The organism is Fluviicola sp. (assembly GCF_029266855.1).
GTDB lineage: Bacteria > Bacteroidota > Bacteroidia > Flavobacteriales_D > Crocinitomicaceae > Fluviicola.
Map to the genome: position 1 here is coordinate 1 of NZ_JAQSWB010000013.1, position 21,297 is coordinate 21,297.

A 21,297-nucleotide genomic window follows, 5' to 3' on the forward strand; every position below is an offset into this window, starting at 1 on the left:
TTTGGCAATGAAAAAGTAAGGTGATAAGTCCGTTTTTATTAAACCACGAAGCAACGAAATCCGGCATTGTCCTACCCCTCTGACGGAGTCTGACACTCATCAGTCCCGATAGCTATCGGGACTGCAGGCTAAAATAAAAAAAAGGCATCCTCTGCACCTGCGCTAAAGCTTCAGCGCAAGCGTGCGAACACCCTTCAAATTATATCAATAACGTAGCGATTGAGGAACGAATCTGCTGCGTTACCATTTAAACTTCTTCTTCTCCTTCACCGATTTGGGATCCTTTACTTTCTTCTCTTTCGTTGATTCCGGGAAATGGAATGCCATCCCGAAACGGATATTCAGGGCATTCAGCCACTCTTTGTGTGGTTCCTGCTTTCCGTAAATATTCGTCAATCCCAGCGAGTAAGAAGGAATCACATATACCGAAGCATATTTTGAAAAGCGGTATTGAACACCGGCAGAGAATATCAAATTGATTCCCGCACTGCTCAAGCCTTCAATGGTTTTTGAGTTTGCAGGGCTGACATCCCTTCCGAGGGAATCCATAATCGTTGTTTTGGTTTTCAGACTTAATGGTATGTATGGCTGAATCCCGGCTCCTGCAAGAAATTGAACTTGTTTTCCGTATGTAAAGTACAATTGGATCGGAAGCGTAAGCATATTGTATTTCCGGTCGTAAGAATAAGCACTGTCTGATGTCTGCGATTTGAACTCGTACGATTCTCCGTAACGGTCAATGGACAATCCTCCTTCAATACTCAAATAACGGTGAATCCTGTTCCGGATTCCTGCCTGGTAGGTCCAGCGGTTAACCATCTTTTCCTCTTCCCTGATTCCCAAAGGTCTCCCGAACAAGTCTCCGTTCGGTTCAATTTTGTGGGATCCGATGCTGTAACCTGCGCCGATAAATGCAGTGAAATCCATTAATCCTTTATCCGGATCGTATTTATTTTCGGGATTCTTAGCCGCTTTACCGGATTCGCTTGCTGGTTTCTTTTTAGTCGATTCAACCTTTCCGGTTGAAATTTGTGCATGATTCACAAAAGGACTAAAAATTAATAACGTTAGGACTGCTAATTGTTTCATGAAAAGCTTATTTTCGTAAGAATGTAAAGATACAATCTTTGGTTAAAAAATTGGTTATACTTAAAATACCTATCGATGTCTAGAAGAGAAAAATTGCCTAAAAAGAAGAAAAGTTTTATTCGCAGACTTTTCAAGTGGACAGGACTTACCCTGTTATTCTTATTAATCGCAATCATCCTGGTTCCTATAATTTTCAAGGACCAAATCAAGGAGATGGTATTGAAAGAAGTCAGTAAAACCCTGAAAGCCGATGTGACTATCAAAGACTTTGATCTGACCTTCCTTTCCACGTTCCCGAATGTGACCATTCAACTATATGACACGAAGGTAACAGGTAGAACGGAATTTAAGGGCGTAGAGTTGGCAAGTGTCAAAACTATTGAGGCACATGTAGGTTTATGGGATGTAATCGGTGGAGATGAGATCGAAATTGACGAAGTGCATATCTCGGATGCAAAGTTCGATGTACGCGTGGATCCGGAAGGAAATGCGAACTACGATATCGTGATCCCGACAGATCAGCAACCTGCTGAGGAACCTTCCGCATTCAAAATGTCTTTAAAAGAATACTCCTTGAAGAACATCGAGATCGTTTACGACGACCAGGCTTCGGATATGTATGCAAATATCAAAAACCTGAATCATACCGGTGAGGGTGATTTAACGGCAGATGTGATCGATTTTGCTACGAGTACGCAAATGGATGAATTGACTTTCGAAATGGAGGGCCTAAGCTACCTGTCGAAAGTGAAAACAAACGCAGATGTAAACTTGTTGATGGAGTTCAAGGAAAACGATTCCAAATTCACATTGAAAGAAAATACCTTCGCACTGAATAACTTCCACCTGTCATTGGATGGTTTTTACCAGATGCTGAAAGATCACGATCAGATCGACCTGAAAATGAATACGAAGGAGATCAGTTTCAAAGATCTGTTGTCACTGGTGCCTAGTTTCTACCAAAGTGGTTACGAGAGCATGATTGCCAAAGGCGATTTAAAAATGAACGGGGAAGTAAAAGGCCGCTTGGATGAGAAAAACCTTCCGGCATGGGATTTCGGGTTGAATGTGCGAAAAGCAATGATCCAATACGCCGGACTCGGTTCTATCAACAATATTATGGTAGATGCAGGATCTAAATTCGCAGGTGGTTCGAACCTGGATAAAATGACCCTGGACGTAACCAAATTCCACTCCGAGTTCGTTGGGAACCTTATCGATGCAAATCTGAAACTGAGAAACCCGATCACGGATCCGCTCATCGACTCTAAACTGAAAGCCCGCATAAACCTGGCAACGCTTGGAAAAGTAATGCCTTTGGCTGAAGGGGAATCGTATAAAGGGAAATTAAATGCGGATGTGGCTCTGAACGGGCGCATGAGTTCCATTGAGTCGGGACAATACGAAAAGTTCAACGCAAAAGGTTTGATCGAATTATTCGACTTCCTATACAAATCCAAAGATCTGAATGAGGATGTAAACGTGAAAGATTTGACTTTCCGCTTCAGTCCGCAAAACCTCTCACTGGAAAAAATGAATGCAACCATGGGCAGATCCGATTTCTCCATGAACGGGACGATCGACAATTACCTGGGTTATTTATTCGGACACAACAAGGAAGATCAATTACTGAAAGGGGTTTTTGCCTTCAATAGTAACAACCTGGATCTGGATCAGATCATGGGAGTTTCTGCTTCTTCTACTGCAAGTGCGGCTCCGACTGCTGAACCTGCTCCGGTGGATCCGAACGCCGAACCTTTGCTGATCCCTGAAAACGTGGATTTCGATCTGAATACAAGCATTCAAAAATTGCATTACAACGGGATCGATGTCAACAGCATCAAAGGAAATGTGAACATGAAGGAGGAAGTGGCTTCCCTGAACAACTTAACCATGAATACCATGGGCGGAACGGTTGGATTGCGCGGAAGCTACAGCTCCAAGGATCACAACAAACCGGCAATTGATTTGGGATACAACCTGAAAGACATCGATATCCAGGAAATTACAACGCATTTCCTAACGGTGCAGAAACTGGCTCCGGTTGCGAAATTCGCAAAAGGGAAGTTCAGCTCAACCCTAAACATGAAAGGTGCTTTGACAAAAGCCATGGAACCCGTATACAATTCATTAACCGGCGACGGGGAGTTCTTTACCAATACGGTTACCATCAGCGGATTCGAACCTTTAAAGAAACTGGGCGATGCGCTGAACATGAGTAAGTTGTCAACCCAGACTTTCAAAGACGTGAAGGTGTTCTTTGCCTTTAAGGATGGTAAGATGAGTTTGAAAAAACCTTTGAAGATCAAAATGAGTGGCATCGACACGGAAATTACCGGGTCCACATCATTCACACAGGAGATCGACTACAAAATGGCCATGCAGGTTCCGAAAGAAATGATCCCTTCAGGTGTTCTGAAAGCAGCTGAACAGGGCTTGGCTAAAGTAAACGGGGTTGTTCCTAAATTGAATGTGGCTTCCATCCCGGATGTTATCCCGGTAAGTGCCCTGGTTGGCGGAACGGTTACAAAACCGGTCATCAAAACCGACTTCAAAGACGCTCTACTGAAAGCAACCGGGAACCTGAAAGACAATCTGAAGGAACAAGGAAAAGAAATGCTTAATAAGGCAAAAGATTCCGTGAAGACCCTTGTGAAGGATAAGGTGGAAGACGTGAAGAAAGACCTGATTGCAGAGAAAAACAAGATCATGGCCGACGCACAGAAAGAAGCCGACAAAGTGAAAGCCGAAGCGAAAAAAGCAGCCGACCAGGTGCGTTCCGAAGCCGATAAGCAGTGCAACGACGGAATGGCTGCAGCAGGAAGCAACCCGATCAAGAAAAAAGCAGCAGAACTGGCTTGTAAGGAGGCGAAGAAAAAAGCCGAAAGCAGCGCTGTGAAGATCGAACAGGAAGGAAACAACAAGGCAGATGTCATTATGAACAAAGCACGCGAAAAAGCAGATGCTGTGAAGTAGATGAGATAGTGATCGAACTTATCCCCATGAGCTTTGCTTTTCGGGATAATACAAGATAATAAGAATAAGGAATCCCGTCCGGCCCAGCCGCGACGGGATTTTTTGTTGGATGTTTCTGAAAGTTCAAAACACACAATCTTACGAGTTTCTTGAAAAAGTTTACAAAATTTGTAAAAAGTTTACGTTTTTTGTAAAGAAATATTTTACCTTTGAGTATGTACGTGATAGAACGAGAAAGTAACTTGAGGCATCAGGTAAAGGTCAAGCCCTTGGATGACGAAGATTACAAGGAAATAACCAAGAGCCGTTTCTATTTTAACTGGAAGACTGAAAGAGCACACGATGTTTATAAACTCGTTCTGGGCGATGAAATACTGGGTGTGATGTCATGCAGGCATCATGAGGATGAGCGAATTGAGATAGTATTGCTTGCGGTGTCTAAAGACAACAGAGGGAGGAATAAAAAATATGACCGTATAACGGGAAACTTAATTGGATTTGCTTGTAAGGAGGCCATGAAGTATTACGGTATCAATGGTTGTGTTTCTCTTGTGCCTAAAACCTCTTTGAGGCAGCACTATATGGATTTTTACGGTATGGAAGATGCAGGTAGACAGATATTTTTAGAAGGAGGATCATTGTTGAACATTTTAAGAGAATATGAGCTATGAAAAAGACTAAGTTAAATGATAAATATACTGACAAAGAGTTGGCAGAATCTTTTGTGTTCAGAAGCAAATTAACACCAGCTCAAAAAGCAGAATCGAATGAGGAGTTAAGTGCAAAGCGAAAACAGCTTAGACAATCTGTTACGCCGAAAGAAGTGCTTCTGTCTCGTTTGCTCCAATTAAAATACCAGATGGAGGATTATTTGGAGAATCCTAATTATGATAACACACGCTCGTTTAGCTTCTTCCTGAAAGGTTATGTCGAAATGCTGAATAAGAAGAACAAAGAGTTTGCTGACGATATTGACATTAACCAAACTGAGTTAAGTCAAATCCTTAATAATCATCGATCTCCAAGTGAGAAGGTGATCATTCGTTTGGAGATACATTCCAATAAGATCATCCCCGCGATTATATGGCACAGGCTGATAGAGAAGGAAAAAGAATACCAGATTATAAACAATTCGGAATTAAGGGCACGAGAAAAAAGCCACGTTCGCAATATGGTATTGATCTAAGTAATCAGGAATAATATTTCGGGAGTCCAGGCATTATGTCTGGACTTTTTTTATGCTCTGAAATAGATTATGCGTAATTGAAACAGATGGAGATTTATGACTCATTATATTGCCAATGGTTTTGGTTTGCTCACAAAACACTCATCCGCTGGTACCAACCCTCCTCGCATACACCTCATTCCGCAGCTTCAGTAAACCCGCCAGGATCTCCGAAGACAGATCATAAAGCACTTCTTCATCCTGCACCAGGTCAATCGACTGCACCCGTTTGGTCTGCTCAAAATACCAGTCCTCCAGTTCCTCGCTGATATCCCGCTCCTTAAATCCCGCAAGGACAAAGATCCTGGTGTGCAGCTTCAAATGCAGCGGCGTGGTATCCAGTCCGCTCAGGCTTAAATGATGCAAATGCCTGTGCACCTTCAGGTCGTCAACGATCAGCCCGATGATCAGTTTAAACAGATCCTCGAAAGCAATATTCAGTGAATGGGTCTTATTCATACAGTTTCAAAATTTCTGATTCCAGTTTTAGTAGTTCGTAGTCAGCTATTACAGCCATCAAATACAAATTTGCACATTTCTTTTAAAAACACTTCACACTTATGTAAATTTATTCATACATTTGTTACCGATAACTACACACTGAAATGATATTCCACTATATCCGAACCAGACAAAAAAGACTTAGAATACTGGTATTCAGCACCTTGTTATCCTAATTTTTTTACATACCATTAAATACACTATTTATGAAAAAACCCATTTATCTACTCACAAGTGTAACATGCTTGATCATTAGTTTCAATACCATCGCTCAGGAAACCAATGCCATTTCGGAACAGGGAAATGTTGGGATCGGGACTACTACACCTACTGAAAAATTACAAGTATCCGGTCGTGTCCGGATCGATTCAACACTCATCGTTAGCGATTCGGTAACCATGACATCCAGTGCAAGCATTGGTGAAGACCTGAAAGTAAACGGGAACTTATACCTTCCGAATATTCCCCTATTATCAAGTATCCACAATGAATACATCTTACTGACCAATTCGGAAGGACTAACTGAAAAATCCAGTTTATCTGAATTGAATAATATCCTGTATTCTAAGAATTGCTCCGCAGTTGGTGGTATTGTTCAAAATCCTACCTGGACAAACGGACCTAACAAACTCTTCAGTGAATGCCCGGAAGTACGCGTAGGAATCGGAACTGCAAACCCAGCATTCTCTCTTGACGTGAACGGAAGCTCGAAGATCTTAGGACATTTGTGGACACAAGCTTCTTTATCTGTTGGGGCAAACGAAAATCCCTTTTCAAAATTCAATTTGGTAAACACCAATAAAACGGCAGCAATCCAGGTTAGTACAGTGGGCAATATCAAACCTTACCAACGCTTGATGTACTTTGAATACGACAATACCGATACCAAAATATTTGAAGTACAAAATACAGCTGCCGGCTACACCGCATTCTCTCTCAAATCAAACGGTGAAATGGATATTCATAACGGAACAACTCCTATTTTCCATTTGGGAACGGATGGAAGACTGGCGATCCGCAACAACAGCATGGAAACCTTCCGGATTGAATCAAATGGAATGGTAAGAGCAAGAAAAGTAAAAGTCGATAGTGAAACATGGCCTGACTATGTCTTTGAAAAGGATTACAAACTATTACCTTTAGACGAGCTGGAAATCTTTTTGCAGCAAAACAAGCATCTCCCTTCCATTCCTTCTGAGGAACAAATGAAAGAAGAAGGTATCGATCTGGGAGAAATGAACGTGAAAATGATGGAGAAGATCGAAGAATTGACCTTGTATCTGATTCAACAAAACAAAAAGTTGGAGAAGCAGGATAAAGAACTCGAAGAGTTGAAAACGAGAATAGAGTGTTTAAAAAACTAGTATGTACAAACTAGATTCTAACAATACAGCTATGAAAAAATTAATGATACTTCTTTGTTGCTCGTTATCTGTTTTAGGACTTGCGCAAAATAGAATGTCTACCGAAAAGTTGGATAATAATTTGTCGTACTCTGTCAATTCCGATAGGTTGATTGATTCAATCAGTGGGGATGAAGAAAAAGAGATCCCGAAAAAACTTATTAGATATGGTTTCGCCTTTAATCTATCAGCAACCTCCGATGGATTACCTACTTCGGTTTTGTTTACACTTAACTATAAAAAACACCAAATTGAATTAGGCCCCCGCTTTGGGCTCGGTTCCTTCGCAGTGGGTTCATATCAAAAAGTCATCGGTGGAGAACTCAATTATAAGTTTTATCCAAATGGAGACGCGAGTTGGTTTAGCTCATTCGCATTATTTCATGCGGGGTATTTTTATCGTCGTCTAAGCTACTCAACTGTATTTGAATCATCTGCCACAGAAACAAAAATCAGTATGGAATCATACCTCGGATATGGAGTCAAATTCACAATTATAAAAGGATTCTATTTAGGCTCACATATAGGATTGGGATGGTATCAATCCAAGACGGATATTGTTGATGGAATACTATCGAAAAAAAGGACCGATAATGATTGGGGCGGTATGGGTTCTGTCTTTATTGGATATAAATTTTAAAAATCATGAAAAAATATATTTTAACAATCACCTTTTTGGTGGTATTGCTATCTCATGCTCAAAATTTAGTTCCGAATGGGAACTTTGAAGGTGGCACCTATAATGGTGGTACCGCACCAATTGATTATTATTCTGATGAGAATCAAGGATTCTTCAACAATTCTAGCACTCCTTTGAGATTTGATGATGATATATATGATTGGTATTGTGCCAAATCCGACAAGCTTTTTGGAGGAAGACGCAGAGATTCCCCGGATTGGATTGATCCGAACCAATGGTACAACACCGAAAATGAAGGAAATTGTACACAAACAAGATATGTGAGGTGTGCTTATCCGAATGAATCCATTATGGTAGAGTTGGCTGGAGGACACAAATTAATCAAAGGTCAAACGTATACATTCAAAGTTAAAGCGAGAGGAGGAAAAGGAACTGCTTTCCCATCTCATCAATTCCGGTTAACCTTTACAGCAGATGATGAGGGCTTGGATTGCCTTAACAATAAAAAATGGTACGTGACTGAATTCTATGTTGAGAACTCCTGTGAGTGGCATTATTTTGAACACACCTTTACCGTTCCCGATAATAACGATAAAAAGTATGAAGACATGGGATGGTTGGTGTTGAATGTCAATTACTATCGGGAGGGAAGCAATAAACCGAACGATTATGGGGCTGTCTTTAATTTTGACGATGTCGTACTTACCATCGAACCTAAATGCATTGATAACCGTTATATACAAGACAGGGTATATGCGCAAGAGGAGCATAAGATAGAACAAGCAAACGTTGAAATCAAAGCTGGGGCGCATGTAAGTCCTTATTCCTGGCAGTCACAGTTTCCTGTGGTGTTAAAACCCACTTCAATGGTAATATACAGAGCGCCAACTGTCTACTTGGAACCGGGCTTCTTTATTGAGGAAGACGGCAGTTATTTTGAAACGCAGGTTGGAACCTGTGTGGAGAACCCGTGTCCGGGTATTCCTGGCTTCACTCCTCCTCCTGTTGCACAATGTACCGGATCATTCACCTTGGGAAATGATTTCCCCGAAACACCGGGTGTCTTTTACGTGTGGGAACCGGAAAACTATTTTTCAGCACCATGGAGTCGGGTTACTGATGTAATAAGGCCACCTAACGATGATGGATGTGTAGATGCCAAACTGACTATCTGGACTATTTGCGGAGCCTCACAGGTTCACAATTTCAAACTCCAATTTATTGATGCAGCACCAACAATTGACATAGGGAATGTAACAATGAGTCAAACAGGCATTTCAGGATACATAAACTTACAAAATGCTTCTGAATACACGATCCAAGGAATTAACACGGTGACAGGAGCTATCGTTTTTGAAGAGGAATATGAATGGGATTGTCAGAACGGATCGCAACACATACCATTTATGGTGAATCACTGTACCGGAAATCTTTGTCAGAATCTGGAAATAAAAATTACTGCTTCCAATCCTTGTTTCGGTAGTGTCTCGGAATCCTTACAATGGCAGGCACCGAACGTTCCTGACTACGATTTACAGATAAGTAACCTGGTATCAACTGATTTTGAATTTAATTTTGATTGGGCCATTCCTGCTACCTACGAATATGTAAAAATTCAGGTATGGAATGAGGCCAAAACGGAAAAGCTTTGTGAGTGGATCTATAATCGCTGTTCAAATCCGGTCAATACCAATAGTCCCTTCCACTTTGATATTAGGAATTGTTTGGGTGACGGGTGCTTTGCACAATGCAAGAACTACAAAGTCGTACTGGAAACAAGGCAATATTGCAATCCCTTGGTTTCTCACAAGGAAATTGCCTGGAACAAGTCCACTACAGTATTTGCAATGCCGGTTAATTACCCGAATATCATTACTGCCGACGACGATGGAATAAACGATGATCTGTGTTTCTATCCCACTGGAGCAGACTGGTACGAAATATATGTAGAAAACAGGTGGGGAAATCCAATGCATGAAGAACAGGGCTGTGTAAATGAAATCCCGATCTGTTTATGGCATCCGGCAACGAACACTACTGACGGAGAGTATTTCTACACGATCGTTTTTGGTAACCAATGCGGTTATTCCAATGAACTTACGACTACTGTAATGGTTTTTGCAGATCCATCCGGTCTTGCACAAAACAACACTCCACAGGAGGTCCGGAATTCAGAATATAAAATAATAACGGACCAATATGGCAATCAAACGGCAGTAGCACTGGAAAACAACAGTTCAGCCTGGAAGCTTAACACTTACCCAAACCCAGCCGACGATGTCGTCTTTATCGAATCATCGGAAGAAATAACGCGAATAAGCCTTCGGGATGTTTTCGGAAAAGAAGTCCTGTCAAAGGAAATCCGTGACAAAAGCACATCTGTAACTATTTCCGGCTATGCTGCCGGCTACTACATCCTGGATGTAATTACTCAGGCCGGTATTAGATCAATAGATTTAGTGAAACGGTAATACCTGGAACACTCAATCCATCCCGGAATACCGGGATGGATTAACAGGACTTTACCCTTGAATTCAAAAAATCGCTGTAAGCAAGGTGTATCAACGGCTATCTCTTCCCAATATGCCAATTGTTAACTTTTGATAATAAGGTAACAATCGCCAGAAAAGTAAGTTAATATCAGTAGCATACCGCTTCGAATATTAAAACCGCATTCACATGAAAGCTTTTCTTGAAAAGCTCGAATTCAACTTTTATAGCGAGCTTCAAACCCTACTCGAAAAACCAGAGAAAACCAATATCCGTTCTGCCGTAGAATTAAGCCGAAAATACCTCGTCGACTTAAAAAGCGAAATCATTAACCGGGGATTCAGAAAACCCCAGGATGAAATAGATTGTTTTAAGATCACAAAACCCAAATTACACGCAGAGCTTATTTACTTCAGGGGAATCTTGGTTGCACAGCAAAACATACCCCTAGGCTCAGATGAAATAAAGAAATCGTATCTAAATGATCATTTGGCTCGTTACTTCATCTTCTTTGAAGAAAACAAAGAATTCATTCGTTACTATCGCTCCGAAGCCAATCACCTGGACGATCAGTTCTTTATTCGTGAAAAAGCTCAATTAACTAAAGAATACGAAGTAGACTTCTCAGAAGTAGATTTTCGTTGGAATACCGGGTATGATTTGATCTTGGCAAAATGCCTCGCCTTTGAAAAACTGGAACATCAGATTAGGCAGGAACTGTTCCGGATCAGTCACATGGAAGAAACAAGCTTCAATCCGATTATTCCCCAGGCAAATCACAAAAAAGTATTGCAATGGACAGATTCAAAAACAGATCTTGTTGAACTCATCTATGCCCTTCACTCAGTTGGTGCGCTCAACAATGGTCAAACCGACCTCAAAACAATAACCGAAGTACTCCAAGCAACCTTTCAAATTGAACTAGGTGATCACTACAAAGTCTACCACGATCTAAAATCTCGCAAAATCGCCCGTACAAAATTCCTGAATAACCTCGTCGAAACCTTAAACAAACGAATGGAAGCGGATGATGAGTAAATGATAAACAATGATCTGATTGAAGAAATTAAATAATATTTCTTGACTGTAGGTTGTTATAAAAATCCAAATGCTGATGTATTTCCATATTTTATTACAGGAATCTTAACATGAATTTTTCCATTATCAGTAGCTATATAATTTTCCAAACTCCATAATGAAATGCCCATTTGGGTCCTATTAAAAGTTAAGATTGGTGAGTTTACTTCTGTATTCTCGGTTTCCCATTCAAAATCTATTTCGATTCCAATTTTCACAAATTTGTCTTGTATTTTTATAAAGAAATCTTTCTTACCACGAGGTTTATAGTTAAGACTCATCTTTCCTTTAGTTTTACCATTCTTAATTACCACTTGGCTTAAACATAATTCTTTAAAATCTATAAGGTTTGTTTTATCTATAGAAAAAATCTTCCCTAATTCAAGAATTGGTTTATTCAGAAAACTGGAAAATAATTTAGCATCTTCCTGAAGGACACCTAATGCTGTTTTACTTATCGATGTTAATTTCAAATTAGAGTGTACCGTTTTTATTTTAAAGAAACCGATAGGGATATTTACAGCATCGTGATTACTGATACTTACTAAAGAAACATTTTCTAGGCTACAAACATATTCTTTTACTTCTTGTGGAAAATCGATTTGCGAGACAATTATGAGGTTTTCAAATTCTATATCTTTTAAAGATTTTTTGAATTTTCCAATATCTCCGGCAAAATCCTCTGATATTAATTTAACTAAAGTTAGTTCTCCATTATAATTGTTTTTAATTATAAAATCCACTTTATTTATATTATTGGATTTTTTGATTGGATTAATTAAAATTGTTGACTCTTGATTTAAGGAAACTTTTAGTAATTGATGTATGTAATCAAAAAAATCCGTTGCAGATATTTTATCACATGAGCGAAGTTCAAATAGAAACTTTGGAGGATCATAATGTAATAGTTCACCCAACTCATTCTTTCTCACAAATTCAACTTTCCAGCTACTCCATATAAATTGATACTGGTAGTGAATATCCAACTCGATTTTATTCGAAAACAAATATTGAGCTTCCAGAATATTTGCTTTCCAAAAGATATTTAAACCTAACTGGGAAAATAAAAATTCAGCCGCTTTTTTTGAAATTTCCAAAAAGTCAATTTTTCCATATTTTGAATGTTCAACAGTAACCTTATTTCTAATAAAACGAAAAGTTTCATCATCTCGTCCTTCAAACATTGAAGTGACATATAATTTATTACTTCTTTCTTGATTATCCAAAGATTCATGTTTTGTTGCATCAGCTATATCAACAATGATATTGTAGTCAACAGATTTTTTATTAGTTCTAACAGATTTTTTTCCTGCAATCTCTGGAAAATGACTTAATCTAACTGCTAAATCTTCGGCCATCGTTATAATATCAGAGATATTCGAATCAACTGAAACCTGATTTATCAATTCAGAATTTAATTTCTCCCATGGACGGATAATACTTGTTGCAAATCTTAAATTTAGATTCATGATACTGCTAGTGTCTTTTAATCTTGTCTATAATGTTTATTAAAAACTTTATTTGCTGGGCTTTTGTATAGTTTCTGTGGGGTTATTCCATTATTCATTGTCAAAGTATAGATTATTTGCTTTTTCAGTTAAATTATAATAAGTTCTTTCTCCAGTTTCGGGATTTAATGTCTTTCTTTCATTATTTATGAGCCCTAATTCTCTAAGTTTTATTGACCGTCTTGAAACCTTTTGATATGTACAATCAAGTTCTTGTGCCATTCCAGAAGCATATTGAGGCTGATCTATTTTAAGTGAATTAAGAAAATTTAAATCAAATTCAGCGATTTGAATATTTTCATTAACAACTGGGATTATAACTGCCACATGTTCAATCGAACAGATGCCTTTTCTACAAGTTGGGCACATCATATCAAAAAGTTGAAGCTTATCAAGCAATTCATACTGATAAGTTTTTTCACAATCCGTATTATCACATTTCAATTGTTTTGCAGTAGACAGATATTTACGAATTGCATCAGAATAATTAAATCTTCTTTGTATTACGTATTTTCTATCACTTCCTCTACCATAAAAAATGTCATCTTTAATACAGAGTCCATAATTGAGGGAAAAGAAACTCATTATATTTTGCCCATCTTGATCTTTTTGTTCATTGTATTTGGTAATGAAAAAGTGAAGTTCTAACGATGAAATTAGTTCTTCCAAATTTTTGTCTATATAAAAATGGCTTGTGGGTGGTTTATGTTTATCCTCTTGAAATATTTTTGAATCCGAAAGTCCAATTTCTCTTTTATTGGACTTAGAAAGGCCAATTAAAGTATTCAACAGTTCCATTAAATGGTATTTTTCCAGTTTAATATTAAATGGCTCTCTCATGAATTTGTTTTGAGAAAAATATGGATTAATAGAATCATTAAAATACCTTTCTGCAGCGAGATCTAAGTCTCTGAGTGTAACTTTTTGGTCCTTTGATATGCTATTTTGATATGCATACCAAAGAATCCAACCAACATTCCTAGGTACACTTGATGTAATGTCAAATAACATTCTATAATACTCGTCCATTGTATTTCTCGAGGTATCAAAGAAATACTCGGGCTCTTTTTTACAGAAATAATTAATTCTTGTAGTAATTAATTTTTTAATACTTCGTTGAGCTTCAGCCTGAATATCGGTAACTTTTCTTGCTTGAAAAAGATCATAATAGTCAAGTTTTATTTGTTCTATTTTTTGCGGATCAATATCACCTAAATAGAGCCTCCCAGGATAAGCTGCAATTTTAAATTTAAAGTATTCATCAGACCAATTATTCAATGGACCAACTATTGTATCTACAAAAACCTTCATCGCTCGTTCTTCAATTTCAGAAAAATCATCAAGACAAATAAATATATACTTGATTCCAATTTGCGAAAGAAGTCCTTTTATACTTGATAGAATAACTGAGGGATTAAAGCATTTTAATAGAATTTCAGAAAACTGTTCCTCTGTGTTATTTGAAAAAGCGTTTTGAATTGAACTGCTTTTTGCTCCTCCAACGCTGGCAGTAAGATCTGTCAGAGCTAAATTAGCTGTTGAGTTTTGAGTTATACCTGATTCTTCACTTTTACTATTTGCTCGATTGATACTCTTTTCTTTTAGTATTTGGATGTCTATATATTCATTTTTCTCGATCTCGTTAAAAATATTTTCAAGCTCAACAATAAACGTTTTTTTGTCCGGACCAAAAATTGTTGAAATTTTTGCTAAGAAGAATTTTAAGGTGTTTGTCTTTACTTCCTCTTTTATTTGATCAATTATTTGTTTTAAGAAAGCTTTGTGTAATAAATATTTTTCAAGATCTTGAGGAGAAATTAGATTTTTATATTGACTAGAATCGTATGTGAAATTTTTAGCTTGTTCAAAAATTGTTTTCACATCAATATACAAAGATAGCTTATCATTATCTTTTCTTATTTCGTGTTGAAGTCGAGCTATAATAGTTGATTTACCAGTACCTTTTCTTCCTATTAAAATAGTTGTATTGGGTCTAAGTGAAGATTTTAAAACAAAATCATTATCTAAAGGATCAACATAAAGCTCTTCAATAATGCTTTCATCAGAATTAATATCTGAGAGGTCAGCTCGTCTACATTTTTTTAAAGAATCAACCATTAAATAAAAGTTGTCTTTTTCTTTATTTTCAATTTTCATCATTGATATTTCTTATTTGGCAAAATAGGATTTAAATTGTTTGATTCCCAAATTCACCTTATAGTAGTAGCTTGCGCGTATGTATAACACTAACCATTTAGGAATTATTAAATCGGATTTCACATTGAATTTCAAGAATCTTCGTGAATAGTCTTTAGTACGTCATTTCAATACTACACAATAATTCTGAAAATCAGCGAGATGTTGAAAAATTCCTGGAACTAAATTTACCTGAAAGGTAGCAGGATTCGAACCCATAAAAATTAGTTGGAATTGTGTTTTAGAAAAAACATTCTCTTTAACTGGTAGGCTCAGCTTACCCTTTTAGCTCAAAACTTAATGAAATCAAATGCAATAAAATGAAGCTTAATGAAAGATCAAAAAAAAATTCTTATCTAAATTCTTATCTAAATTCTTATCTAAGCAAAAATCAAAAAGCCGCAGCATCAATGATACTGCGGCTTTCGCGATGTTGTTTGGTGGTCCCACACAGACTAAATAATTAATGGCAGACCCAACCATGAACTTGATTAGGACGAACACCAACGATCCATTTTTCACCCTTATATATAGTTTTAGTGGCGGTTGATGTAACTTGTCCATTAATTGACAATACACATTCAAGTGTTCCATTCCCGATAGCAGTATAATAAAATATAAAACCACCATCTTCACGAGGTTCATCTCTATCATATCTTAATACACCACACACGATTGTCTGAGCATGAGAAAAAAGCTTTAGATTTTCAATCGAATTCACATCGACCATTTCAACCTGTGATAATTCTTTAAAAGTAAATTCATTTAAATTTTCCATTTTTTCTTTTGTTTAGTTCCTATATGAATGTTATTGGCTCAAACATAATTGATCTTTTCATTAAATTCTAGGGTATAAATACGGTATCTATTTGCGAAAAATCCCCTAAGTTGGTGCGAGTGTCTCACTCGTACCATAAACTAAATACGGCCCCCTCTCGGAGGCCGTTCCCTTATTTTCTTCTTTTCCGTGTCAACCATCTCAACAACCACGCGTGTCTGCCGTAAAATAATGGAGGCAGGGAAACACAAAAGCAAAAGTTAGAAAGCTTAATTCAAGCTTCAAACACCGATTTAGTTCCTTATTCACTTTCGGACCAAAAATCGACACCTGTTTAATAAATTACCACAGCGAACAAACGCCCAATTACCCGACCTGAAGATCTTAAAGAAAACTTGAAATCATCACCCGTCCTACTAAGTGATCTAAAGAAGCGATAAGCTGCCGGTGTGGTTGCAAATCCCGGAAAGTGCAAATCCCGCAGTGTTTGTAAAACTACTGCGGGGTTGCATTTCGGATCCTGATCCCCTCTTTCCGTAGATTGGCCCGCACCGGCAGTTTAGCCAAACGCCGTAATTGGGCTAAGCATTTTTGCTACTTTTTTTGCTTCGGAAAAAAGTAGGAAGTCATCCGCTTTAATTCTTACAGTGGCTATCCGTTTCAAAGGAATGTTCAATGTTTAGTCGAATCTGTAGACTTTCAGATTCTTCACTCACATTCTCTTCAACGTCAATAGCTACAAAATTTACGGCGCTGCCCAATTCCGCACCTGCCTTAAATCGCTTTGGTCTTTTGACCTTAACCGAAATCTGTAAGCCTTCCGGCTTTTTACTTAAAGGTGTCATAATACTTGTTTTTAAATGATCTGTTCATTTTCCTTCATCCACTGAAGTTGCCTGTGCAACCGCCGTAGCAACTGTCCCTGCTACAAGGAGATAACCCCCAAATGAAACCAGTCCTGTCGGGATTGTTACCGGTGCAGCTACAAGCACCCCGCCGATAGCTATCAGGCACAAACCTACCGTCCGAACTACCCTGAAAAACTTCGGAGTAGTTGATTGAAATCTTTCTTTGATTTTCATGATAATTAAATATTAGTCCTTACTGTTTACTTAGGAAAGTCCTCCGTGTACTTCCGTGTTCCTCCGTGGGAACTATTTACACACCATTTGACTCCCATCCCCGTAACTTGTAATGAGATGTCCGGTTCCGACCGGACATCTATATTGAACATTTACTGAATTTCAACAATGCTCAGCGCATTGAAGGCTCCGTTTTTTAACGGGTACTGAACTCCGTTCATCTCTTGGTAAAACGCAATGCAAAACACATAAACGTCAATCCCCGAACCCGTCGGTGCAGAGGCAGGAATCAACGAGATGTTTTGCTCGGTTTCATCAATTAGCAAACTGATTGCAGGTGATAGTTGAAGATCACTTGCTCCGGAAACAAAATCTACTTTTGCCCAGCCGCTTTGGAAAGTGGCATGTGTAGCTCCTGATGGAAAGGCAATGTCATTCAACGGAATGATATCCGAAATACTTACCTCTCCGGTAGCTTGTACAAAAGAAAAAGATTTTGCTAAAACACTTCCGAGGTTCGAGCGCTCGTTAAAGTTGAATCCCTTTAACAACTCTTTCGCGGCAGGGTGATTGATCCCCGCAGCAACATTGCGTTTTCCGCGACTGCTCGTAACATCGTAATTCTTGATGCTGGTCATCACCTTCATCATCCGGGAAACTACACTGCCATCAGAAGCTAGCAATAATAATGGACGAAGTGCGGCGCGTACAACTTTTCCTGCCTTTGCCGAAGACCCGAATTCGGCACCGTTTTCTCGGGTACGAATAAAGGCTGGATCCGTAGCGATGCGCTTTGCATCAATAGATGTACTCATACGTGCAAGAACACCATCTTGCGTTTTGTAGAAATTGACGTTATCCAACGTCCCTCTCAACTTAATTAGACCTGTTTGTCTGGCCATGATTTCTAAATATTAATTAACATTGGTCGAAGGTCCCTCCTTCGATCCGCGATCACCTACCGCGAATCGGTAATCGATTAATGCAAAGTTGAAAGCTTGAAAAATTCTTTTTTCCCCAGACGGACCGGAGTCGGGTGATTTTTTTTGAATATTTTTTTTTAAATCCAGATAATACGGGGCCCTTCGGAGATTAAAACCTGCGAAAAAGCCTAAAAAGCACGTAAGTTCTCCCGATAGCTTTTGGAACTAAAAACTTACTGAAGGGATACCTCGTAGATAGAACGTAGGTAGAGCGACTATAGAGCGACTATAGAGCGACTTTTGTGGAATATTTAACAACTGATTTTAGTTCGTTTCTGGTCACCCGGAAGAATTCTTAAAGTTTGACGGAAACAACTCTCTGGTTTATTTCAGAAAAACCACCTCTACTCGCATATTCTTTTGAAGATTTACTGTCCCTGTGGAAGAAACCAAAGGAACGGTATTGCTAAACCCTTTGCACTGAATACGGGTCGATTTGACACCCTTTGAAACCAAATACTTTTTAACCCTTTCTGCACGTTGCACAGACAATTCATAGCGCGGATGGCAACACACATGACCATTTAATTGAACCCTTATTGTGCTGTCTTTTTGAAGAATCGACACCAGTGTATTTAAATTTTCTATTGAGTTTGGAATAATAATGTCAGTCCCGGATTCAAAATTAATATTCAGATTAATTGGCTCATTGAACGTAAACTTATTTTCAAAAGTGTAGATAATGATATCCACTCTTCTGAAACTGCTGTCCCTTAATTTTCTTCCGCTTCGCAATTCATTCTTATTGATACTGTCAAATACAAAAGTCTTCAGGCTTGTCGATCTTACAAGTTTCGAAACAGCACTTAATCTTTTGGCTGCCAATTTTTGGTTTGAAGATAAGCTGCCGATAGTATCTGTATAAGAAATTATCCGGATCTTCCCGATTGGGGCCTTCACTAAATTAAGCCTGGTGATCAACTTCTCTGTATTTTCAACTTTATCACTTCCCGATTCAAAAAACACGGAAATGGAATCAAGTCTTTTAACTTCGATCATCTCTTGCGAGAATACGTTTGTAATCTGAAAAAGCCAGCTGAATATTAAGATCAAAAGGAAATGGTGTTTCATAAGAAATTGATATACTTTAAGAAGTAAGAATCCGTGGAAAACGATTAATTATAGCAAATTTAAAATAACTTCTCAATATTGTATATTTTGTGGTAATTTTATTACTCATAAAAGTAAACAACTTTGTCACTATGCAGCATCGTGGCGAAATTGTAGAAAGAGCGATCCGGAAAAGCGGGTACCCTATTACCGGGATCGCAAAAAAATTGGGAAAAAGCAGGAGGTGGATGTATCTCATGTTTGATAATTCCCAGGTAGACATCGAATCAATTATTTCGATCGGGAAAATTATACATCACGATTTCTCCGATGAAATCAGGGAATTGAACGCAATAAACCCAAACTCCTTCCAGGAACCGGATGCCAAATACAATAAGCAGACAAAAGAATATTGGAAGAACAAATACCTCAAACTCCTGGAGAATTACAACGAATTACTGAAACAGACCAATCCCGAAAGAATAGAAAATAAAGATTCGAACTGAACGGTAACCGAGCGGAGTCGAGGTTCTCATATATCTCTCATAAGTGCGCAATTAAAGAACAAGGCTATACTACTCACATCTGAATGATTTTGCACTTAATTGTGCATTTTCTGGTAAACATATTACCCGTTGAAGTGAAGATTTTTGTCACTATGCAGCATCGTGGCGAAATAGTAGAACGCGCAATCCGTCAAAGCGGGTATCCAATCAGCTCCATTGCCAAGAAATTGGGAAAGAGCAGAAGATGGATGTACCTGATGTTTGACAATACGCAGGTGGATATTGAAACAGTTATAGCCATCGGTAACATTATTCACCACGATTTCTCAGACGAGATCAAAGAGTTGAACTCCATCAACACCAGCTCCTTCTCCGATCCGGAAAACACCTACAACAATCAAACGAAGGAATACTGGAAAAACAAGTACCTGAAGCTATTGGAAGACTACAACGAACTGTTGAAAAAGACAAGCGAGAAATAAGCTTTCGACGATACTTAATTTACTTCTATACTATTTATATTTAAAGCATTAACAAGAGGGCTTTCCAATTCCCCTGTTTTTTTAGCTTCTGGTTGCAAGTTCGCGATATTGCGAACAGCCCAGTGCACAAAAGGGATTCCGGCGCAAAAACTCATCTAAAAATCAATTTACTAACAAACGATTAGCAATCCATCCTATTGTAGTCAACCAATACCCAATTCACTCGTTTTTCAATCTTTCTGGTTGCATGTTCGCGATATCGCGAACAGCCCAGTGTGCAAAAGGGATACAGACCTGATTCCCAATCAAAAATTACCTAAAATAACAAATTCGTAATTCGTATCAATGTGTCGACATCATCGTCTCATTCACCACAATAATAAAGTCCGCCCGGCCCTGATGCTCTTTCTGAAGTTTTTTTACATCCTTCTGTGATACCGTCGTGATCGTTCCAACCTTCGTTCCCGGGGCATATTGCTCCACGTACCACATAATTCCCTGGTGAAAATCGGAATGGAAAGCACCGTTCAGAAAATAGACCATCTCCCCCTTTTTCACGTGCTCCGCAATCGAATATCCCATCGTTGCGTCTTTAATCGCTTGTGCATAGGCAAAATTGATCCCTGAAGCATGCATTTCTTTCCCCATTTCAATCAGTTCCACGTACTGTGTCAGCGTCGAATCAAAGGGAAACGGAAGCGGTGCCATTAAACGCTTCTGGTCTGCTGGAAGGGAATCCAATGCACCAAGTCCTTTCTTAAAGACCAGGCTCGCGTATTTGCGGGTAACATTTGCAGCAAACGGAACATTCCCGTAGGCAATGGCAGAATCCAGTATGGGTTTGTAATCGGTTTTAAAATTGGTCCACAGTTCGGTAGAATCCTTTAAAGCTTTGTATGATTTAGTGCCGATATAAGCATTCAGTGCCTTCACCTGGTGCAGTTCAAACATTTCGAAACCTACTGCCAGTTTGGGACCTTTGGCTGGCTTGTTCAGTTCCATCAGTACATTCAGTTCAAACCAATGAGAGATCGGGTTGTCGTGGAACTCGCCGAAAAGAACCACCTGGTTTCCGGAAACCTTGCTCATCATTTTTTGAAAAGTAACAGCTTTCCCTTTGGAATCAAAGATACGGAATGCCTCCAGGTCCTGCCCGTATGCGCTGGAAGAAAGAATGAGTGCCAGTATAAGATATTTCATCCTCCAAAGATAGAAACTTTGGAAAACTCTCCCTACACCATTTTTAGTAAGGCCTTCCCCAAACTAACTCCCAAAGGGTAGTAAAACAAAAGCCCTAACATTTCTGTCAGG

The 21,297-nt window shown here is 38.7% G+C and carries 19 protein-coding genes; 9 read left to right on the top strand and 10 right to left on the bottom strand.

The genetic code is table 11. The annotated features are described in order from the left end of the window. Positions 1 to 240 precede the first annotated feature (240 nt). On the bottom strand, positions 241 to 1,089 hold the full coding sequence (locus K0S23_RS18095) for a hypothetical protein (protein WP_300360257.1): 849 nt from the start codon (positions 1,087 to 1,089) through the stop codon (positions 241 to 243). A 75-nt stretch (positions 1,090 to 1,164) separates the two neighbouring features. Between K0S23_RS18095 and K0S23_RS18100 the strand changes: the two genes are divergently transcribed. From K0S23_RS18100 to K0S23_RS18110, 3 genes are all read left to right on the top strand, one after another. Further along, positions 1,165 to 4,065: an AsmA-like C-terminal region-containing protein gene (locus K0S23_RS18100; protein ID WP_300360258.1), complete on the top strand. Its 2,901-nt coding sequence runs from the start codon at positions 1,165 to 1,167 to the stop codon at positions 4,063 to 4,065. 215 nt (positions 4,066 to 4,280) lie between these two features. Beyond that, a complete protein-coding gene (locus K0S23_RS18105; protein ID WP_300360260.1) occupies positions 4,281 to 4,736 on the top strand; it encodes a hypothetical protein in 456 nt (151 codons plus the stop codon). Next, positions 4,733 to 5,251 (top strand): helix-turn-helix transcriptional regulator, encoded by a 519-nt coding sequence (locus K0S23_RS18110; protein WP_300360262.1) that lies wholly within the window; start codon positions 4,733 to 4,735, stop codon positions 5,249 to 5,251. The genes K0S23_RS18105 and K0S23_RS18110 overlap by 4 nt, the downstream gene beginning before the upstream one ends. A gap of 141 nt (positions 5,252 to 5,392) precedes the next feature. On the opposite strand, the gene K0S23_RS18115 is transcribed toward K0S23_RS18110, so the two are convergent. Further along, positions 5,393 to 5,749, bottom strand: coding sequence for a hypothetical protein (locus K0S23_RS18115; protein WP_300360263.1), 357 nt, complete (start codon positions 5,747 to 5,749; stop codon positions 5,393 to 5,395). Positions 5,750 to 5,997: 248 nt separating this feature from the next. Here K0S23_RS18115 and K0S23_RS18120 point away from each other — a divergent pair, with 248 nt between their 5' ends. From K0S23_RS18120 to K0S23_RS18135, 4 genes are all read left to right on the top strand, one after another. Further along, positions 5,998 to 7,155, top strand: a complete 1,158-nt coding sequence (locus K0S23_RS18120; RefSeq protein WP_300360264.1) for a hypothetical protein — start codon at positions 5,998 to 6,000, stop codon at positions 7,153 to 7,155. A 31-nt stretch (positions 7,156 to 7,186) separates the two neighbouring features. Beyond that, positions 7,187 to 7,834, top strand: a complete 648-nt coding sequence (locus K0S23_RS18125) for a hypothetical protein (protein ID WP_300360265.1) — start codon at positions 7,187 to 7,189, stop codon at positions 7,832 to 7,834. A gap of 5 nt (positions 7,835 to 7,839) precedes the next feature. Continuing rightward, positions 7,840 to 10,305, top strand: coding sequence for a T9SS type A sorting domain-containing protein (locus K0S23_RS18130; RefSeq protein WP_300360266.1), 2,466 nt, complete (start codon positions 7,840 to 7,842; stop codon positions 10,303 to 10,305). Positions 10,306 to 10,513: 208 nt separating this feature from the next. After that, complete coding sequence (locus K0S23_RS18135) at positions 10,514 to 11,362, top strand: RteC domain-containing protein (RefSeq protein WP_300360268.1); 849 nt, start codon at positions 10,514 to 10,516, stop codon at positions 11,360 to 11,362. Positions 11,363 to 11,418: 56 nt separating this feature from the next. Here the strand turns inward: K0S23_RS18135 and K0S23_RS18140 are convergent, their stop codons facing one another. From K0S23_RS18140 to K0S23_RS18170, 7 genes are all read right to left on the bottom strand, one after another. Further along, positions 11,419 to 12,870, bottom strand: a complete 1,452-nt coding sequence (locus K0S23_RS18140) for a hypothetical protein (RefSeq protein WP_300360269.1) — start codon at positions 12,868 to 12,870, stop codon at positions 11,419 to 11,421. A gap of 90 nt (positions 12,871 to 12,960) precedes the next feature. Next, positions 12,961 to 15,069, bottom strand: a complete 2,109-nt coding sequence (locus tag K0S23_RS18145) for a hypothetical protein (RefSeq protein WP_300360270.1) — start codon at positions 15,067 to 15,069, stop codon at positions 12,961 to 12,963. 499 nt (positions 15,070 to 15,568) lie between these two features. Continuing rightward, complete coding sequence (locus tag K0S23_RS18150) at positions 15,569 to 15,883, bottom strand: hypothetical protein (protein ID WP_300360272.1); 315 nt, start codon at positions 15,881 to 15,883, stop codon at positions 15,569 to 15,571. A gap of 635 nt (positions 15,884 to 16,518) precedes the next feature. Next, a complete protein-coding gene (locus K0S23_RS18155) occupies positions 16,519 to 16,728 on the bottom strand; it encodes a hypothetical protein (RefSeq protein ID WP_300360274.1) in 210 nt (69 codons plus the stop codon). 24 nt (positions 16,729 to 16,752) lie between these two features. Next, positions 16,753 to 16,965 (bottom strand): hypothetical protein, encoded by a 213-nt coding sequence (locus K0S23_RS18160; RefSeq protein ID WP_300360275.1) that lies wholly within the window; start codon positions 16,963 to 16,965, stop codon positions 16,753 to 16,755. Positions 16,966 to 17,117: 152 nt separating this feature from the next. Then, positions 17,118 to 17,867 carry a hypothetical protein gene (locus K0S23_RS18165; protein WP_300360277.1) on the bottom strand — a complete coding sequence of 250 codons (750 nt, stop codon included), beginning with the start codon at positions 17,865 to 17,867 and terminating at the stop codon, positions 17,118 to 17,120. Positions 17,868 to 18,272: 405 nt separating this feature from the next. Further along, positions 18,273 to 19,019 carry an OmpA family protein gene (locus K0S23_RS18170; protein ID WP_300360279.1) on the bottom strand — a complete coding sequence of 249 codons (747 nt, stop codon included), beginning with the start codon at positions 19,017 to 19,019 and terminating at the stop codon, positions 18,273 to 18,275. A 131-nt stretch (positions 19,020 to 19,150) separates the two neighbouring features. Here K0S23_RS18170 and K0S23_RS18175 point away from each other — a divergent pair, with 131 nt between their 5' ends. Beyond that, positions 19,151 to 19,504 carry a hypothetical protein gene (locus K0S23_RS18175; protein WP_300360281.1) on the top strand — a complete coding sequence of 118 codons (354 nt, stop codon included), beginning with the start codon at positions 19,151 to 19,153 and terminating at the stop codon, positions 19,502 to 19,504. Positions 19,505 to 19,656: 152 nt separating this feature from the next. Then, entirely contained in the window at positions 19,657 to 19,986 is a 330-nt protein-coding gene (locus K0S23_RS18180) for a CRISPR-associated protein Cas4 (protein ID WP_300360283.1), read from the top strand. A gap of 342 nt (positions 19,987 to 20,328) precedes the next feature. Here K0S23_RS18180 and K0S23_RS18185 read toward each other — a convergent pair whose 3' ends face one another. Continuing rightward, positions 20,329 to 21,186: a ChaN family lipoprotein gene (locus tag K0S23_RS18185; RefSeq protein WP_300360285.1), complete on the bottom strand. Its 858-nt coding sequence runs from the start codon at positions 21,184 to 21,186 to the stop codon at positions 20,329 to 20,331. Positions 21,187 to 21,297 lie beyond the last annotated feature (111 nt).

Excerpts from the sequence above, each read along its gene's own strand:
- K0S23_RS18170 (WP_300360279.1), bottom strand. The coding sequence starts at position 19,019 with ATGAAACACCATTTCCTTTTGATCTTAATATTCAGCTGGCTTTTTCAG.
- K0S23_RS18110 (WP_300360262.1), top strand. The coding sequence starts at position 4,733 with ATGAAAAAGACTAAGTTAAATGATAAATATACTGACAAAGAGTTGGCA.
- K0S23_RS18135 (WP_300360268.1), top strand. The coding sequence starts at position 10,514 with ATGAAAGCTTTTCTTGAAAAGCTCGAATTCAACTTTTATAGCGAGCTT.
- K0S23_RS18130 (WP_300360266.1), top strand. The coding sequence starts at position 7,840 with ATGAAAAAATATATTTTAACAATCACCTTTTTGGTGGTATTGCTATCT.
- K0S23_RS18150 (WP_300360272.1), bottom strand. The coding sequence starts at position 15,883 with ATGGAAAATTTAAATGAATTTACTTTTAAAGAATTATCACAGGTTGAA.
- K0S23_RS18115 (WP_300360263.1), bottom strand. The coding sequence starts at position 5,749 with ATGAATAAGACCCATTCACTGAATATTGCTTTCGAGGATCTGTTTAAA.
- K0S23_RS18120 (WP_300360264.1), top strand. The coding sequence starts at position 5,998 with ATGAAAAAACCCATTTATCTACTCACAAGTGTAACATGCTTGATCATT.
- K0S23_RS18160 (WP_300360275.1), bottom strand. The coding sequence starts at position 16,965 with ATGAAAATCAAAGAAAGATTTCAATCAACTACTCCGAAGTTTTTCAGG.
- K0S23_RS18175 (WP_300360281.1), top strand. The coding sequence starts at position 19,151 with ATGCAGCATCGTGGCGAAATTGTAGAAAGAGCGATCCGGAAAAGCGGG.
- K0S23_RS18125 (WP_300360265.1), top strand. The coding sequence starts at position 7,187 with ATGAAAAAATTAATGATACTTCTTTGTTGCTCGTTATCTGTTTTAGGA.
- K0S23_RS18145 (WP_300360270.1), bottom strand. The coding sequence starts at position 15,069 with ATGATGAAAATTGAAAATAAAGAAAAAGACAACTTTTATTTAATGGTT.
- K0S23_RS18105 (WP_300360260.1), top strand. The coding sequence starts at position 4,281 with ATGTACGTGATAGAACGAGAAAGTAACTTGAGGCATCAGGTAAAGGTC.
- K0S23_RS18140 (WP_300360269.1), bottom strand. The coding sequence starts at position 12,870 with ATGAATCTAAATTTAAGATTTGCAACAAGTATTATCCGTCCATGGGAG.
- K0S23_RS18165 (WP_300360277.1), bottom strand. The coding sequence starts at position 17,867 with ATGGCCAGACAAACAGGTCTAATTAAGTTGAGAGGGACGTTGGATAAC.
- K0S23_RS18155 (WP_300360274.1), bottom strand. The coding sequence starts at position 16,728 with ATGACACCTTTAAGTAAAAAGCCGGAAGGCTTACAGATTTCGGTTAAG.
- K0S23_RS18185 (WP_300360285.1), bottom strand. The coding sequence starts at position 21,186 with ATGAAATATCTTATACTGGCACTCATTCTTTCTTCCAGCGCATACGGG.
- K0S23_RS18095 (WP_300360257.1), bottom strand. The coding sequence starts at position 1,089 with ATGAAACAATTAGCAGTCCTAACGTTATTAATTTTTAGTCCTTTTGTG.
- K0S23_RS18180 (WP_300360283.1), top strand. The coding sequence starts at position 19,657 with ATGCAGCATCGTGGCGAAATAGTAGAACGCGCAATCCGTCAAAGCGGG.
- K0S23_RS18100 (WP_300360258.1), top strand. The coding sequence starts at position 1,165 with ATGTCTAGAAGAGAAAAATTGCCTAAAAAGAAGAAAAGTTTTATTCGC.